Origin of the sequence: Enemella dayhoffiae (assembly GCF_002250625.1) — a bacterium.
In the GTDB taxonomy this organism is placed as follows: Bacteria; Actinomycetota; Actinomycetes; order Propionibacteriales; family Propionibacteriaceae; genus Enemella; species Enemella dayhoffiae.
In genome coordinates this window covers 225,825-242,339 of sequence record NZ_NMVQ01000034.1, presented here as the reverse complement: position 1 = coordinate 242,339, position 16,515 = coordinate 225,825, and the positions used below count along the sequence as shown (strand labels likewise).

At 68.8% G+C, this 16,515-nt stretch carries 15 protein-coding genes; 9 read left to right on the top strand and 6 right to left on the bottom strand.

Annotated features, from left to right (window positions below; genetic code table 11):
* Positions 1-25 precede the first annotated feature (25 nt).
* Entirely contained in the window at positions 26-2,866 is a 2,841-nt protein-coding gene (gene secA, locus CGZ93_RS13770) for a preprotein translocase subunit SecA (protein WP_094364708.1), read from the top strand.
* Between the two features lie 64 nt (positions 2,867-2,930).
* Positions 2,931-3,866, top strand: a complete 936-nt coding sequence (locus CGZ93_RS13765; RefSeq protein WP_176451768.1) for a polysaccharide deacetylase family protein — start codon at positions 2,931-2,933, stop codon at positions 3,864-3,866.
* Here the strand turns inward: CGZ93_RS13765 and CGZ93_RS13760 are convergent.
* Positions 3,848-4,342 carry an Rv3235 family protein gene (locus tag CGZ93_RS13760; RefSeq protein ID WP_094364706.1) on the bottom strand — a complete coding sequence of 165 codons (495 nt, stop codon included), beginning with the start codon at positions 4,340-4,342 and terminating at the stop codon, positions 3,848-3,850. The genes CGZ93_RS13765 and CGZ93_RS13760 overlap by 19 nt on opposite strands.
* Positions 4,343-4,498: 156 nt before the next feature.
* On the opposite strand from CGZ93_RS13760, the gene CGZ93_RS13755 reads away from it, so the two are divergent.
* From CGZ93_RS13755 to CGZ93_RS13740, 4 genes are read left to right on the top strand one after another with little or no spacing between them, the layout of a single operon-like run.
* Positions 4,499-6,178, top strand: coding sequence for a wax ester/triacylglycerol synthase family O-acyltransferase (locus CGZ93_RS13755; RefSeq protein ID WP_094364705.1), 1,680 nt, complete (start codon positions 4,499-4,501; stop codon positions 6,176-6,178).
* On the top strand, positions 6,171-6,680 hold the full coding sequence (locus CGZ93_RS13750; RefSeq protein WP_141211218.1) for a DUF6912 family protein: 510 nt from the start codon (positions 6,171-6,173) through the stop codon (positions 6,678-6,680). The genes CGZ93_RS13755 and CGZ93_RS13750 overlap by 8 nt, the downstream gene beginning before the upstream one ends.
* A 1-nt stretch (position 6,681) precedes the next feature.
* Entirely contained in the window at positions 6,682-7,542 is an 861-nt protein-coding gene (gene ku / locus CGZ93_RS13745) for a non-homologous end joining protein Ku (protein WP_094364703.1), read from the top strand.
* Positions 7,542-7,934, top strand: a complete 393-nt coding sequence (locus tag CGZ93_RS13740; RefSeq protein WP_094364702.1) for a pilus assembly protein CpaE — start codon at positions 7,542-7,544, stop codon at positions 7,932-7,934. Before ku ends, CGZ93_RS13740 begins: the two co-directional genes overlap by 1 nt.
* Positions 7,935-7,937: 3 nt before the next feature.
* Here CGZ93_RS13740 and CGZ93_RS13735 read toward each other — a convergent pair whose 3' ends face one another.
* Positions 7,938-8,729, bottom strand: a complete 792-nt coding sequence (locus CGZ93_RS13735) for a class I SAM-dependent methyltransferase (protein WP_094364701.1) — start codon at positions 8,727-8,729, stop codon at positions 7,938-7,940.
* 92 nt (positions 8,730-8,821) lie between these two features.
* Between CGZ93_RS13735 and CGZ93_RS13730 the strand changes: the two genes are divergently transcribed.
* Positions 8,822-9,100 carry a hypothetical protein gene (locus CGZ93_RS13730; protein ID WP_094364700.1) on the top strand — a complete coding sequence of 93 codons (279 nt, stop codon included), beginning with the start codon at positions 8,822-8,824 and terminating at the stop codon, positions 9,098-9,100.
* A gap of 3 nt (positions 9,101-9,103) precedes the next feature.
* Here CGZ93_RS13730 and CGZ93_RS13725 read toward each other — a convergent pair whose 3' ends face one another.
* Positions 9,104-9,571: a DUF2505 domain-containing protein gene (locus tag CGZ93_RS13725; protein WP_094364699.1), complete on the bottom strand. Its 468-nt coding sequence runs from the start codon at positions 9,569-9,571 to the stop codon at positions 9,104-9,106.
* A gap of 141 nt (positions 9,572-9,712) precedes the next feature.
* Between CGZ93_RS13725 and CGZ93_RS13720 the strand changes: the two genes are divergently transcribed.
* Together CGZ93_RS13720 and CGZ93_RS13715 are read left to right on the top strand one after the other, a co-directional pair.
* Complete coding sequence (locus CGZ93_RS13720) at positions 9,713-14,560, top strand: NAD-glutamate dehydrogenase (protein ID WP_229117455.1); 4,848 nt, start codon at positions 9,713-9,715, stop codon at positions 14,558-14,560.
* The gene (locus CGZ93_RS13715) at positions 14,557-15,414 is read left to right on the top strand and encodes a PHP domain-containing protein (RefSeq protein WP_229117454.1); all 858 of its coding nucleotides are present in this window, start codon (positions 14,557-14,559) and stop codon (positions 15,412-15,414) included. The genes CGZ93_RS13720 and CGZ93_RS13715 overlap by 4 nt, the downstream gene beginning before the upstream one ends.
* Before the next feature lie 84 nt (positions 15,415-15,498).
* On the opposite strand, the gene CGZ93_RS20130 is transcribed toward CGZ93_RS13715, so the two are convergent.
* The 3 genes from CGZ93_RS20130 to CGZ93_RS19015 all read right to left on the bottom strand — a co-directional run bounded on the left by CGZ93_RS20130 (position 15,499) and on the right by CGZ93_RS19015 (position 16,185).
* The gene (locus CGZ93_RS20130) at positions 15,499-15,798 is read right to left on the bottom strand and encodes an HNH endonuclease (protein ID WP_094364697.1); all 300 of its coding nucleotides are present in this window, start codon (positions 15,796-15,798) and stop codon (positions 15,499-15,501) included.
* A gap of 91 nt (positions 15,799-15,889) precedes the next feature.
* On the bottom strand, positions 15,890-16,066 hold the full coding sequence (locus tag CGZ93_RS19020; RefSeq protein ID WP_176451767.1) for a hypothetical protein: 177 nt from the start codon (positions 16,064-16,066) through the stop codon (positions 15,890-15,892).
* Complete coding sequence (locus CGZ93_RS19015) at positions 16,030-16,185, bottom strand: hypothetical protein (RefSeq protein WP_176451766.1); 156 nt, start codon at positions 16,183-16,185, stop codon at positions 16,030-16,032. Before CGZ93_RS19015 ends, CGZ93_RS19020 begins: the two co-directional genes overlap by 37 nt.
* Between the last annotated feature and the right edge of the window lie 330 nt (positions 16,186-16,515).

Genomic DNA, 16,515 nt, shown 5'->3' with positions numbered 1-16,515 from the left:
TAGAACCTAGGGAGCCAGGAGTCTCGTGGCTGTTTTCGACAAGTTGCTGCGCATGGGCGAGGGCAAGGTCCTCCGCCGCCTGAAGGCGATCGCCGACAAGGTCAACCTGATCGAGGAGGACTTCGAGGCGATGACCGACGACGAGCTGCGCGGCCAGACCGACGAGTTCCGCACGCGGCTCGAAGACGGCGAAACCCTGGACGAGATCATGCCCGAGGCGTTCGCCACGGTCCGCGAGGCGTCGCGCCGGGTGCTCGGGAAACGGCACTTCGACGTCCAGATCATGGGCGGCGCCGCGCTGCATCTGGGCAACATCGCCGAGATGAAGACCGGTGAGGGCAAGACCCTGGTCGCGACCCTGCCGTCCTACCTGAACGCCCTGTCCGGCAAGGGCGTGCACGTCGTCACGGTGAACGACTACCTGGCCGAGACCCAGTCCGAGCAGATGGGCCGCGTCCACCGGTTCCTCGGCCTCGAGGTCGGCTGCATCCTCGCCACCATGACCCCCGAGCAGCGGCGCAAGGCGTACGCCGCCGACATCACCTACGGCACCAACAACGAGTTCGGCTTCGACTATCTGCGCGACAACATGGCCCGCTCCATCGAGGAGTGCGTGCAGCGCACCCACCACTACGCGATCGTCGACGAGGTCGACTCCATCCTGATCGACGAGGCGCGGACGCCGCTGATCATCTCCGGCCCCGCCGAGGACACCCACGAGTGGTATCCCGAGTTCGCCAAGATCGTCACCCGGATGAAGCGCGACCGCGACTACGAGGTGGACGAGAAGAAGAAGACCATCTCGATCCTCGAGCCCGGCATCGAGGTGGTCGAGGACCGGCTCGGCATCGAGAACCTCTACGAGTCGGCGAACACCCCGCTGATCTCCTATCTGAACAACGCGATCAAGGCCAAGGAGCTGTTCAAGCTCGACCGCGACTATGTGGTGATCAACGGCGAGGTGCTGATCGTCGACGAGCACACCGGGCGTACGCTGCACGGCCGCCGCTACAACGAGGGACTGCACCAGGCCATCGAGGCCAAGGAGCAGGTGGAGATCAAGGACGAATACCAGACCCTGGCCACCGTCACCCTGCAGAACTTCTTCCGGATGTACGACAAGCTGGCCGGGATGACCGGTACCGCGAAGACCGAGGAATCTGAGTTCCAGAAGATCTATGGCCTGTCGGTGATCCCGATCGAGACCAACAAGCCGATGATCCGCAAGGACAACAAGGATCTGATCTATCGCACCGAGGTCGCCAAGTTCACCGCGGTGATCGAGGACGTCGCCGAGCGGCATGAAAAGGGCCAGCCGGTGCTGATCGGCACCGCCTCGGTCGCCAAGTCCGAGGTGCTCAGCCAGATGCTCACCAGGGCCGGGGTGAAGCACGAGGTGCTGAACGCCAAGAACCACGCCCGGGAGGCCGCGATCGTCGCCCGTGCCGGGCACAAAGGCGCGGTCACCGTGGCCACCAACATGGCCGGCCGTGGTACCGACATCATCCTCGGCGGCAACGCCGAGTTCCTCGCCCAGGAGAAGCTGCGCCAGCAGGGCTACGACCCGGTGGAGACCCCCGAGGAATACGAGACCCGCTGGGCCGACACTCTGCAGGCGTTCGAGGAGCAGAGCGCCGCCGAGCACGAGGAGGTCGTCGACCTCGGCGGTCTCTACGTGGTCGGCTCCGAGCGGCACGAGTCGCGCCGGATCGACAACCAGCTGCGCGGTCGGTCCGGACGTCAGGGGGACCCCGGCGAGTCGCGGTTCTATCTGTCGCTGGGGGATGACCTGATGCGGCTGTTCAAGTCCGACATCGTCGAGTGGGTGCTGCAGGCGCTGAAGATCCCCGACGACCAGCCGATCGAGAACAAGCGGGTCTCCGAGTCGATCGCCAGCGCGCAGAAGCAGGTCGAGGCGCAGAACTTCGAGATGCGCAAGAACGTGCTCAAATATGACGACGTGATGAACCGGCAGCGGCACGCCATCTACCGCGACCGGCGTCAGGTGCTCGAGGGCGCCGACGTCGAGGAGCAGCTGCGCGGCACCGTCGATCGGGTCGTCGCCCAGTATGTCCGCGGCGCCACCGGTGGCTTCGCCGAGGACTGGGACCTGGACCAGTTGTGGACCGACATGCGCACCCTCTATCCGGTCGGGCTGGACATCGAGGACTACGAGGACGTCGAGCTCGACCAGGCGAAGCTGGTCGAGGACTTCCAGGCCGACGCGCAGGAGGCGTACGACAAGCGCGAGGCCGAGCTCGGCGCCGAGAACATGCGCGAGTTGGAGCGCCAGGTGATGCTGACGGTGCTCGACAGGAAGTGGCGTGAGCACCTCTACGAGATGGACTATCTGCGCGAGGGCATCGGGCTGCGGGCGATGGCCCAGCGCGACCCGCTGGTCGAGTATCAGCGCGAGGGCGGGGACATGTTCAACGCCATGATGGAGGCGTTCATGGAGGAGGTCGTCGGCTTCGTCTTCCAGGTCGAGGTCGAGGCCCCGCCTCAGGTCGCCCAGGTCACCGACAGCGCCGGCAACGAGGTGTCCGTGGCGACGCTGGAGGCCATGCTGGCGGCCGGGTCGGGCGAGAACGCCGCCGACGGGACCCCCGAGCCCAGCAGCGAGGAGCTGGCCGAGAAGTCCGAGGACGCAGCCGCCGAGGACGAGCAGGCGAAGGAGAAGCTGCACATCAAGGGCACGGGTTCGCGTACGCCGCAGCAGCTCACCTATTCCGCCCCCGGCGAGGACGGCGAACCGGAGCGGGTGCACGAGAGCACCGAGGCGGAGTACGCCGGAACCGGACGCAATCAGCAGTGCCCGTGCGGGTCGGGGCGCAAGTACAAGCTGTGCCACGGCAAGAGGGGTTGAGCCCCGGCGATTCGCTGGGCGGGTCGCCCGGACGGTCGGCCCGTGGGCTCCTAGCATGAGGGTCATGGCTTCTTTCCCTGGTCTGCGCGTCGGCCTGTCCGCCCTGGTCCTGGTCGCGTTGGCCGGCTGCTCCGGCACGGGTGAGCAGGCGATGCCCGCCGCCACGCCGGTACCGCCGCCGGCCAGCACCCCCGCGCCGACGACCGTTGCCCCCACCACCGCGGCGCCGACCACTCCCGCCCCCGTGACCACCCCGCCGCAGGCAGCCCCCTCGACCGCCACGGCGAAACCGGGTACGCCGAAGCCCGCGTCCCCGCCCCCGCCGGCGCCACCGGCCACTCCGGCGCCACCGCCCGGCCCGGTGCAGCAGCCCGCCCCGGGCGCCAAGGTCGACTGCGCCAAGCTGAAGTGCATCGCGCTCACCTTCGACGACGGGCCGAGCAAGGACACCCCGCGGTTGCTGGAGATGCTCACCAGGGAGCAGGTGGTGGCCACCTTCTTCCAGCAGGGGGTGAACATCCGCGCCAACCCGGCGATCACCAAGCAGGTCGCCGACACCCCGGGGATGGAGCTCGGTGACCACTCGATGAGCCACCCCAACCTGGCCGGGGCCGGCAAGGACAAGCTGAACCGGGAGATCGGCGGGACGCACGCGCTGCTCAAGCAGACCACCGGGCGCGACGTGACCGTGTTCCGGCCGCCCTACGGTGCGCGCAACGCCGCCGTCGACTCGGCGGCCGCGTCGGTCGGGGAGTCGGTGATCCTGTGGGATGTGGACACGATGGACTGGAAGACCCGCAGCGCCAGCGCCACCCGCGACGCCGTCCGCAAGCAGGCGCACCCGGGTGCGATCGTGCTGATGCACGACATCCACCCGAGCACGGTCAACGCGGTGCCCGGCATCATCACCGACCTCAAGGGGCAGGGCTACACGCTGGTCACGGTGTCACAGCTGCTCGGTGGCACCTCGCCCGGCAAGGTCTACACCACCCGCGGCTGAACCGTGGGGCCGAAGTCGGCCACCAGGCACATCCACCGTCGGCCGAGCTGGTCGAAGCGCAGCGCCACCGCCTCGGACCGGTTCCCGTCGCTGATCCGCAGCACGGCCTCCACCCGGTCGTCGTTTCGCTGGAACCGCTGGGAGCGTACGCCCACCGACCGGCCCAGCCGCCGCTGCTGCCGGGCGCGCAGCACGATCTCGGCCAGGGCTCGTTCGTCGACCCAGCGCACCAACTGCTGGGGCGCCCGTCGGCCGGCGACGGTGTCGATGATCGCCGCGCAGACCGCGCTCAGCTGGCCGCGGGTGTGCTCGTCCAGCGGATCCGCGCCCGCCACCGCACAGCTCGGGGTGTCGACCAGCGGCAACGGGGCGTGGGCGAGGATCTCGGGTGTGTGCTGCCAGCTGATCACGGCGGGCCGGTGGTCGGGGGCCGGTCGGAGGTGGCTCTCGACGAGCAGTGCGGGTGCGATCGACATGCACCCAGCCTGCCCCGGCGAGTCCGGTGCGGGCCCGACCGCGGGCCCCGGCGGCCCAGATCTGTGGACAACTCGCCGTCCGCGCGGTTCTGCACTCGGCTACCGTGGTCCGCAACGAGGCGGATCTCGACGGTACCGCCGGGGACTGGAGGTGGCATGCCGCAGCGGCTGACGGCTCGTGAGGTGTCGATGTTGGCCGGGGACACCCAGCACACACCGGCCCATGTCGGGACGGTGGACATCTTCAGCGCCTCCGACGACTTCGACTATGAGTCGCTGGTGGCGCTGATCTCCCAGCGGCTGGACTTCGTCCCGCGGTATCGGATGCGGGTGCTGCAGGTGCCGGGCGCGTTGGCCGCGCCCGTCTGGGTGGACGACCAGGACTTCGACCTCACCTTCCACGTCCGGCGCTCGGCGCTGCCGCGACCGGGCACGATGCAGCAGCTGCAGGAGTTCGTCGGCCGGGTGATGGGTCGGCGGATGGACCGGGACCGGCCGCTGTGGGAGGTCTATCTGGTCGAGGGGCTGGCCGACAACCGGTTCGCACTGGTGATGAAGACCCACCAGTGCCTGGTCGACGGGGTCGACGCGGTCGACCTGGGCCAGGTGCTGCTGGACGACAGCCCGGAGGAGGGCGACGGCCCCGGCCGCTCCACCTGGGAGCCGGCCCCCGAGCCGCGTCCGGTCGACCTGCTGGTGGACGCGCTGCGGGAGGGGCTGACCGATGCCGGCTCCTTCGTGGACACCACCAGGCGCAGCGTCACCCACCTGCTCGGCACGGCACTGGCGGTCGGTGAGGCGGTCGGCGGGTTCGGCGGCGCGTTCAGCGACCTGGCCGGTTCGGCGCTGCGCGGCGGCGGGCCGCGGGCCGACTCCCCGTTGGCGGGGCTGCCGTCGGAGCAGCGCCGGGTGGCCCAGGTGGCGATGCCGCTGGCGGGGTTGAAGGCGCTGCGGATGCAGGAGCGCTACACGGTCAACGACGTGGTGCTGGCGATCATCGCCGGTGGCCTGCGCGACTGGCTGGCGACCCGCGGTGAGAGCGTACGCCGGGGTGAGCTGTTGGCGATGGTGCCGATGAGCGTGATCGATGAGGACGGCGAACCCACCTCGCTCGGTTCGCATGTCGCGCCGCACCTGATCCAGTTGCCGTTGGCCGAGCCGAACGCGCTGATGCGGCTGCACCAGGTGTCCTTCGGCACCCGCGCACACACCGACACCGGCCGCGCCGTGGGGGCACGGACGATCTCCGACATCGCCGGTTTCGCTCCGACCACGCTGCACGCGCTCGGCGTTCGGGTGGGGGAGTCGCTTTCCCGGCGGCCGCACGATCTGTTGATCACCAACGCACCCGGCCCGCAGCACACGCTCTATGCGGGGGGAGCGCCGATGGTCGCCAGCTTCCCGGTGCTGCCGTTGGCGCCCGGGCACCTGCTGTCGATCGGGGTGACCTCCTATGACGGCAACGTGTTCTTCGGGCTGACCGGCGACCGGAGCGCGTTGAGCGACCTGGAGGTGCTGGCGCAGTGCCTGCTGGAGGCCCGCGACGAACTCGCCGAGACGATGGCCCAGGCCGAGGCGTCGCGGCAGCCCACCCGGGCCGCCAAGAAGGCAGCCGCCAGGAAGGCAGCCAAGAAGGCGCCCGCGAAGAAGGCCCCGGTCAAGAAGGCCCCGGTCAAGAAGGCCCCGGCCAAGGCTGCGCCGCTCAAGCAGAGCGCCGCGGTGAAGAAGGCCCCGGTCAAGAAGGCGGCGGCAAGACGAACCACCGTGCAGAAGGCGACGCCGCCGCTGGGGTCGGAGAACGGGTCGGGGAGCGGTCCGGGGGTGGCCGATGGGTGACATGGTCTTCTGGGCGACGACCCCGGATCAGCTCCGTCAGCTGGCCGCAGCGGGCTCGCAATCCGTTATCGAGCACGTTTTCGGGGCGACGTCGGTGCTGCGCGAAGAGTTCGGTTACGGCCCCGACGAGACCGAGGAGGCCGACTTTGCCGCCCAGCTGTTCGCCTCCCTCGACTGCCTGCGCACCGGTGCCGATCGGCTGGTGCTCGCTGTCGAGGTGAGTACGCCGCTGCGTGCGGCCGCGGCCGAAGCGGCGTACGGCCGCCTGACGCAGACCGAGCTGCCGTGGCGTACCGCCCGGGCCATCTTCCGCGACGCCCCGGAAAGCCTGCCCGCCCTGCGGGTGTACGCCGAATCCCTGCACGGCAAGCAATTGCCGGAGCTGTGGGAAGACGAATCGGTGCGCGAGGCACTCAGCGAGCACGACCTGCTCTGGTTCGACCCGAGCGAGCTGGAGCAGGCGCTCGACGGGCTGCATTCCCAATCCCGAAAGGAAAACTGAGATGCCACGATCAATCTGGAAGGGTGCCATCTCCTTCGGACTGGTGACGATCCCGGTCAAGCTCTACAGTGCCACCGAGGAGAAGGACATCTCGTTTCGGCAGGTGCACCCCGAGGACGGCGGGCGGATCAAATACAAGCGGGTCTGCGAGAAGTGCGGCAAGGAGATCCCGTACGCCGAGATCGCCAAGGGTTACGAGACCGCCGACGGCCGGCTGGCGATCCTGGAACAGTCCGACTTCGACAACCTGCCGCTGAGCACCACCAAGTCGGTGGAGGTGGTCCAGTTCGTCGAGGAGTCCGAGGTCGACCCCACCTATTTCGCCAAGACCTACTTCATGGAGGCCGACGGACCCGGGGCCAAACCCTACGTGCTGCTGCGTGACGCCCTGCGCGCCTCCGGCCGCGCCGCCCTGGTCAAGGTCGCGCTGCGTTCCCGGGAATCGCTGGCGCTGATCCGGGTCAAGGACGACCAGCTGCTGATGCACACGATGATCTGGCCCGACGAGATCCGCGACGGCGAGTTCGCCGCTCCGGCCTCCGACATCACGGTCTCCGACGCCGAGGTCAAGATGGCGCAGACGTTCATCGACGCACTGGCCGGCGACTTCGACCCGGAGGAATACCACGACTCCTATCGCGAGGCGCTCGAGGAGGTGGTCACCGCCAAGCTGGCTGGCACCGAGGTTGCCGCCGAGGAGGAGGAAGCCCCCAAGGACGCCGAGGTGGTCGATCTGGTCGCCGCCCTCCGCGCGTCGGTGGAGGCCGCCAAGAAGCGGCGCGAGGAGGCCGCCGGCGGCAAGTCCGAGTCGAAGACGGGGACGAAGAGCGAGTCGAAGTCCAAGAAGTCCAAGGCCAGCTGATGATCAGTTGCGAGCTGGCCGCCCAGCTCGCCGGTGCCGGGCTGGTCTGGAGCCCGGCCAGTGGGGACCGGTTCATGATCCCCGACCGCGACCTGGACGCCGAGGTGTTCGTCGTCAGCGAGATGACGATCGAGGTGGAGCAGTTCAGCAACGGTCAGCTGATCCGGTTCAACGGCACCACCGAGTGGGCGCTGGACTCCATCCCGGCCGACCAGGTGCGCTGGCTGCCCCGGGAGGACCAGCTGCGGCGGGCGCTGGGGGAGCGCTTCGACCGGCTGGAGGCCCGCGCCGACGGCTTCCGGGTGGTGCTGGTCGACGGCCGCTTCCACGACGGGCGAGACGCCGAGGACGCGTACGCCCGGGCACTGCTGGAGGTGCTGCGCGCCGGCTGAGGGTCACACCTCGATCAGCAGCTCGCCGTGGGTCAGCGAGATCCAGCCGTCGGGGTGTTCGGCCCACGCGCGCCAGGCCTCGGAGATCTCGGCCAGTTCGTCGGAGGTGGCCAGAGAGCGGGCGTACGCCTGGTCCGCGAACCGGGACTGCAGCACCCGATCGGCCCACATTCCGCCCCACCAGGCACGGTCCGCGTCGTTGGCGAAGCACCACGCCGTCGCGGTGGGGAGCACCCGGCGCAGACCCGCCTCGTGCGCCCAGGCCAGCAGTCGTCGGCCGGCGTCGGGCTCGGTCCGGTTGGCCCGGGCCAGTCCCTGATAGATCTCCAGCCAGCGTTGCAGCGGCGGATTCTGCGGAAACCAGGTGAAGGTCGCATAGTCGACGTCGCGGACCGCCACCAGCCCGCCGGGGCGGGTGACTCGCGCCATCTCCCGCAGCGCGCCCACCGGGTCGATCAGGTGCTGGAGCACCTGGTGGGCGTGGGTCACGTCGAACGTGTCGTCGGGGAACGCCAGCGCCGACACGTCACCGACCACGAACTCGAGGTAGTCCTGGCCCTGTTCGTGGGCCTCGCGGCGGCACAGCTCCAACTCCTCGGGGCCGGTCTCGAGTGCGGTCACCGCGGCCACGTGCCGGGCCAGGTCGACCGTCAGCGTGCCGGGCCCACAGCCCACATCGAGCAGGTGCTCGCTGCCGGTGAGCCGATCGGCCAGATAGGCCGCGGAGTTGTCCACGGTGCGCCAGCGGTGCGACCGCAGGACCGACTCGTGGTGTCCGTGGTTGTAGGTGCTCACCCGTTCAGCATGCCCCGACTCGCTGCAACCTCCACATGTCAAGACGAATCATCTCTCATCGTGAGCACAGTCGGGGACGCTAGGCTGCTGGTATGGCCATTCGGATCCACTGTGAGGACGAGACGACCGCCGAGGAGTACGCCGAACTGCTGCGCACCGGCGGGTACGCCGCAGAGGTCACCCTGGAACCGGCCGTCGACCGCGACGAACCCGAACCGGTGGTGACCACCGATGCCCCGACCGAGGCCGTCGCCGAGCTGGTGGAGGGCAGCAACGCCGTGGTCGAGGTCAGCGACCCGATGTCCGGCACCTCCGCCGCGGTTCCCGCAGTGGAGCTGGCGAGCGACGACCCGGCCGAGGACGCGAGCTAGGCCTCAGCCCAGCCGCCTGCGGGCAACCCGCTCCTGCACCTCATAGCCGGCGGTCACCGCCGGTGCCGCCAGCTGCTCGATCTTCTTGCCCAACAGAGGAACCTTGGCGGTCAGCACCGCCTGCAGGTCGAACAGGGTCTTCCCGTCCCGCGGGGTCAGCCGGACGGTGCCGGTCATCGTCACCGGCTGACCGGACACGTTCACGGCGAGTCGGCCGGTGCGGGAACCGTCGCCGTCGGCCGGTCCCCAGGCGACCTCCTCGACGATGGTCAAGGTCTGCCCGGTGAACTTCTGCGCCTGGGGCGGAGCCGGCAGCGTACGCCGTGAGCTGGTGGTGTTGCTGACCACCTGGACGTCCCACTCGGTGGCCCCCTGCTCGCGGGCCACCTCCTCCAGGAAGGAACGATCGGTGAACAGGTCGAAGACGGCGAGGGGCTCGGCCGGATAGGTCGCGGCGCTGGTGATGTCCATGGCGCCATCATGCCGGAACTGGGCGCGCGACCCGGCACGGATCCGCGGACTGCTCGTCGGTATGGTGAGCCGCGGACACACTGGGGTGTCCGACAGCACACAGACGGCTCGCCGCCCACGCCGAGGAACGAGAAAGCGACAGTGTCGACAAGCGCACCGGAACTGGAAGCCAACAAGACCGAACGACTGCGCCAGGTGGCCCAGTTGGCTGAGGCCGAGATCACCGCGCTGGGGGTGCAGGCACAGCAGGTCGAAGAGTTTCTGAACCACTACTTCCGGCACGTGGACGCCACCGAGGTGCTCGGGGCGGCGGCGGACACGCTGCTCGGGATGGTGCGCAGCCACTTCAAGCTGGCCGGGCAGCGATCCCAGGGTGAGTTGAAATCGCGGGCGTGGTGGCCGACCGAGGCAAGGGACGGCTTCGAGGTGGGCCGGGCGGTGGTGCAACTGGTCAACGACGACATGCCGTTCCTGGTCGATACCGTGTCGATGGAGGTGCTGCGCCAGGGCTGGAACCTGCGCGAGGTGTTCCACCCCCAGTTCGTCGTCCGTCGCGATTCCCGCGGCCGGCTGGTGGAGGTCGTGCACACCGACCGGGCCGGCGAGCCGGATGCGGTGGCCGAATCGTGGATCCAGCTGGAGCTGGTGCCACCCCTGGGCGCGGATCCGGACAAGGCGTACGCCGAGCTGGAGAGCGGGCTTCGCGAGGTATTGGGCCAGGTGGCCGAGGCGGTGCAGGACTGGCAGCCCATGAAGCGGCGGATGGAGGAAACCGTCCAGCTGCTGCAGGACAGCCCGGTGCCCTATCCGTACGCCCACGTCCGCAGCGCGATGGAGCTGTTGAACTGGCTGAGTGAGGATCATTTCACCTTCCTCGGCTATCGCGAGTACCGGCTCGTCGACGACGGGGCCGAGCCGCGGATGGAGCCGGTGCCCGGCACCGGGCTCGGCGTGCTGCGCGGTGAACAGGAACGCGCCAACGACTTCCATGCGCTGCCGGCGACTGACAAGGAACCGCAGCTTGTGGTTGTGACCAAGGGAAATCATCTCTCCCGGGTGCACCGGCCGGCCTATCTCGACTACATCGGGGTCCGCGTCTTCGGCGATGACGGCGAGATCACCGGTGAGCGCCGCTTCCTCGGGCTGTTCTCGGCCACGGCGTACACCGATTCGGTGACCCGGATCCCGGGTCTGAAGGACAAGGCACGCCGGATCCTCGAACACTCGGGTTTCGCCGCCGACTCCCATGGGGCGAAGTCGATCCGGGCCACCATCGAGTCCTATCCGCGCGATGAGCTGTTCCAGGGCAGGGCGGAGGTGCTGGCACCGCTGATCGAGCAGATGGCCCGGTTGCGCGAACGGCGGCAGGTACGCCTGTTCATCCGGCGGGACCACTACGGACGTTTCGTGTCCTGCATGGTTTTCCTGCCGCGAGACCGTTACACCACCAAGGTCCGCACGGCCATCGAGGACATCCTGATCAAACGCCTCGGCGGCGAAAGTGTGACCTTCGAGGCCAGGGCCAACGAGTCGGTGCTGGCGCGGCTGCACTTCGTGGTGCGGATGCCGGTGGGGAGCCAGGCCGACACCGACATCGACGTAGCCGGTCTGGAGCAGGAGCTGACCGACGCGGCTCGGAGCTGGGACGACAGCTTCGCCGAGCGGGCGGCCGACAATCCCGAGGAGGCCCGCCTGGCCCCGCTGGCGGCCGCCCTGCCCGAGGGCTACAAGGAGGACTTCACCCCCCGGCACGCGTTGATGGACCTGAGCGCACTGGCCGAGCTCGGCGCCCAGGACGAGATGGCGATGGTGCTCTATGTCCCCGACGAGCCCGCCGACTGGGCCGACCTGCGGCTCAAGGTGTTCCGCCGCGGCAAGACGATGACGCTGTCGGAGGTGTTGCCGCATCTGAGTCGGCTCGGGGTGAGGGTCACCGACGAACGCCCCTACGAGATCAACCTGCCCGGCGGGTTGAACGGGATGATCTATGACTTCGGTCTGGGCATCCCCGGCGGCGGGTCGGCGCTCGACCGGTGGACTCCCCAGGCGCGGGACCGGTTCATGGCCGCCTTCCGATCCGCCTATTTCGGCGAGTCGGAGTCTGACCGGCTGAACGGGCTGGTCACCTCGGCCGAGTTGACCTGGCGCCAGGTGGAGTGGCTGCGCACCATCTCACGCTATCTGCAGCAGGCGGGATCCACGTGGTCACAGGAATACATCGCGCAGACCCTGTTGGTTGAGGTGGATCTGGCCGCCGCCCTGGTCGAGCTGTTCGCGGCCCGATTCGACCCCGCAGCGGAACAGGGCCGCGAGGAACGGGTCGCCGCAGCGGATGAGAGGGTGGGTGAACTGCTGGAACAGGTGGACAGCCTGGATCACGACCGGATCCTGCGCGCCTTCTGGTCGGTGATCCGCGCGATCGTGCGCACCAACGCGTTCCGGAAGGACCGCAAGGCGGTCGCGATCAAGCTGCTGCCGCGCCAACTCGACCTCCTGCCGGAGCCGCGGCCGGCGTACGAGATCTTCGTCTGCTCGCCCAGGCTCGAGGGGGTGCACCTGCGCTTCGGTGAGGTGGCCCGCGGCGGGTTGCGCTGGTCCGACCGCCGCGAGGACTTCCGGACCGAGGTGCTGGGCCTGGTGAAGGCGCAGATGGTGAAGAACACGGTGATCGTGCCGGTCGGCGCCAAGGGAGGCTTCTATCCCAAGCAGCTGCCCGATCCGGCGGTGGACCGCGGGGCCTGGTTCGAGGCGGGCCGCGCCTGCTATCAGATCTTCGTCAACTCCCTGCTCGACGTCACCGACAACATCGTCGACGGTGAGCTGGAACCGCCCACCGATGTGGTCCGCCACGACGGCGACGACCCCTATCTGGTGGTGGCCGCCGACAAGGGCACCGCTACGTTTTCCGACACCGCCAACGAGATCTCGGTACGCCGCGGCTTCTGGCTGGGCGACGCGTTCGCCTCCGGCGGCTCTGTGGGTTATGACCACAAGGCGATGGGCATCACCGCCCGAGGAGCCTGGGTGTCGGTGCAGCGACACTTCCGCGAGATGGGGGTGGACTGCCAGAACGAGGATTTCAGCTGCGTCGGCATCGGCGACATGTCCGGGGACGTGTTCGGCAACGGAATGCTGCTGAGCAAGCACATCCGGCTGGTGGCAGCCTTCAACCACCAGCACATCCTCCTCGACCCCGATCCCGATCCGGAGCGGACCTGGGCCGAACGTAAGCGCCTGTTCGACAACCAGGGCAATTGGGGGGCGTACGACACCTCGCTGATCTCGACCGGGGGCGGAATCCACTCCCGGCAGGCGAAATCGATCCCGATCACCGACCAGGTGCGCCACGTGCTCGGTCTCGACGAGTCGGTCACCGCGCTGGCGCCGAATGACCTGGTGAACGCGATCCTGAAGGCGCCGGTCGACCTGCTCTGGAACGGCGGCATCGGCACCTATGTCAAGGCCAGCAGCGAAACCAACGCCCAGGTCGGCGACAAGGCCAACGATTCCCTGCGGGTGAACGGAAACGAGCTGCGCTGCAAGGCGGTGGGCGAGGGCGGAAACCTCGGCCTGACCCAGCTCGGGCGGATCGAGTATGCCACCGTGGGCGGGCGGATCAACACCGACTTCATCGACAACTCGGCGGGGGTGGACACCTCCGATCACGAGGTGAACATCAAGATCCTGCTCTCCGGCGAGGTGGCCGCCGGACGGTTGAGCGAGGACGAGCGGGTGGAACTGCTCGAGTCGATGACCGACGAGGTCGCCGAACTGGTTCTGGCGCACAACTATGACCAGAACCTGGCGCTGGCCAATGCGGCCTTCCAGTCGGCCTCCATGGCGGGCATGCACGAGCGTTGGATGCAGCGGATGGAGGAGGTCGGCCTGCTGGATCGCAGGCTGGAGGCCATGCCGGACAACTCCGAGATGGAGCGCCGGATCGAGGCCGGTCGAGGGCTCACCCTGCCCGAGCTGTCGACGCTGCTGTCCTATACCAAGATCCTGCTGGAGCAGGACATCCTGGCCTCGGACCTGCCGGATGACCCCTATCTGGCCGACCGGTTGCTCCAGTATTTCCCCAAGCCGTTGCGGGACCGTTTCGCCGAGGTGATGCCGGGGCACCGGCTGCACCGGGAGATCATCACCACGGTGACGGTCAACCGGTACGTGAACTCCTCGGGCAGCACCGCCTGCCACCGGCTGTCGGAGGAGACCGGGGCCAGCCCGGCCGACGTGATTCGCGCTCAGCTCGCCGCGCGCTCCATCTTCCGGGTGGGCCTGCACGAGGTGCACATCGCACGGCTGGACAACCAGATCGACGCAGCGGTCCAGACTCGGATGCGCCTGGACCTGCGGCGCCTGGTGGAGCGGGGCACCCGCTGGTTGCTGGCTCAGCGCAACGGGAAATTCGACGTGCAGGCACGGATCGACGAGTTCGTCGACGGAGTGCAGCAGGTGAAGACCGAGCTGCCGCAGCTGTTGGTGGGTCGAGGGGCTGCCCGAAACGCCGAGGATGAGGAATCGTTGCTGTCCGGTGGCGTACCCGCGGAGCTGGCCCAGGTGATGGCCGCCACCGGGGTGCTGCACGAGTCGCTGCCGATGGCGCAGACCGCGCGGGCCGCCGGCCGTCCGGTGACCACCGTCGCCCGGGTGCACTTCCTGATGGCCGAGGAGCTGGCCCTGGACACGTTGCTGGACAGGGTTTCCGCGCTGCCGCGACTCGGGCGTTGGGACGACATGGCACGCGCGGCGCTGCGCGAGGACCTGCAGCAGGTGCGTTCACAGCTGACCGCCGAGGCGTTGGCCGCAGCTCCCGAGGAGGACGACCCGGAGCGGGTGCTCGCCGCCTGGTCGGAGCGGGTCGGCGACCTGGCCGAGGTGCGCGCCACCATCGAGTCGATCTGCGGATCCGGGCCGGACCTCGCCCGGTTGTCGGTGGGGCTGCGTCAGGTGCGCACCCTGCTGAACAACGGAACGGTGAAGGCGTGAGCAACGGAAGCGGTATCGACCTGCACAGCCACTCGACGGTCTCCGATGGCACCGACGCGCCGGAGGTCGTGGTGCAGAAGGCGAAGGCGGCCGGGCTGCAGGTGCTGGCGTTGACCGACCACGACACCTTCGACGGGTTGGCCGCGGCTGGTGCGGCGGCCGAGGTGGAGGGGATCGAACTGGTGCTGGGGATGGAGATGTCGTGTGAGCTGGGCGGCAGGTCGGTGCACCTGTTGGCCTACGGGGCCGACCGGGCGAACGCGGCCCTGGACGCCGAGCTGCGGAAGGTGCGGGCCGGTCGCGACGACCGGATGCCGCGGATGATCGCACGGCTGGGGGAGTTGGGCATGCCGCTCACCGAGGCCGAGGTGATGGTCCACGTGGGGGACGCCCCCTCGATCGGGCGTCCGCACATCGCCGACGCCATGGTCGCCAAGGGTTATGTCGCGGATCGCACCGAGGCGTTCGACCGGTTCCTGTCCGAGGGGGGACCGGCCTACGTGGATCGCTATCACACCCAGTTGGCGGACGGGATCGCCCTGATTCGGGCCGCCGGCGGGGTGGCGGTGATCGCGCACCCCTGGGGGCGGGGGAGTCGCGCGGTGCTCGGCCCCGAGGAGCTGACCCGGTTGGTCACCGAGCACGGGCTGGACGGTTTCGAGGTCGACCACGTGGACCACGGTCAAGACGACCGGGCCCGGTTGCGCGAGCTGGCGGATTCCCTGTCCGCGCTGGGAACCGGTTCCAGCGACTATCACGGTGACGGCAAACCCGGCCTCCTGCTCGGCGCCAACACCACGTCCCCCGAGGTGTACGCCCGCCTCCGCGAGCTCATGGACTCCCGCGCCGGCTGAGCCTGTCGAAGCCTCGTTCCCCGAGTAGGTCGGCCTGCGGAGCGTGGTCTCTCACGTTCCCCGTGTTGAGGGGAACCCGGTCGCTCAGGGGGCGTTGGGGTCATCGGGCCTGGGGTGTCGGAAGCGGGCATGGCGGGTGGGCTTCGGGTCCGCGTTGAAGTACTTCGGTGGGATCACGAACGGGAGGCCGTCTTCGTCGAGGCGGAGGGCCCAGCGTTCGGGGTTGTCGGCATTCCAGGGTCGGTCGCGGGCGGGTTCGACCTGTCGGTGGTGGTGTGGGCACAGCAGTACCAGGTTCCACAGTTTCGTGGGGCCGTGCGCCCACCACGGTTGGATGTGGTGGGCCTCGCAGTCCTCCGGTGGGTGCAGCCGGGGAACACACACCCCAGGTCACGGGCCACCAGAGCGGCCCGGATTTCGGGGGTGACCAGCCGCTGCGGCGTGCCGACCTCCATCGGGACGCCTTTGCCGTCCATCACGATCCGAACAGAGTCGTCGCCTGCTTGACGATCCGGCGTGCTTCGCGGCTGCTGTGGCGATGGTGCCGGGTGAGGAAGGTGGCGGTGGAGCACAGGTGGGTTCGTTCGGCGGCTTCGCGCTTCTCGGTCTCGGCGATCACCTTGGCGCGAGCCGCGGCGACCGCGGCGGCCATCTGCCCGCACGGTCCAGCAACGCGAGGATTTGTTCGTCGGTGAGGAGTGCGAGGTTGTCGAGTTCGGGCAGCATCGACACCGCGGTGATCACCGTGGGGGTGTCGGCTGCTGTGCTCATGGTTCAAGTACGCAGTCGGGTCTGACAGTCTTGCCCCGAAAACGGCCTGGAATGGCTGTGCGGGCAGAAAAGTTCGAAGAAGCTTTGGTCACTCCAGTCACAGCGTTCCGAGGGGTGAAGGGCGTTCCCCTCGACACGGTCGGCATTGCTCCGCAAGCTCCGCATGCCGACCTACTGCGGGAACGGTCAGTCGAGGGCGAGGTTGACGATGGTGAGGATCGCTGCGACCAGGAGGAATGCGGCGCCGGTGATCAGCAGGGCGCACGCGAAGACTGGAGCTCCCCTCATCGCTGGGATCTCCAGTTGGTCGGAATTGTTCGGGTTCAGGAC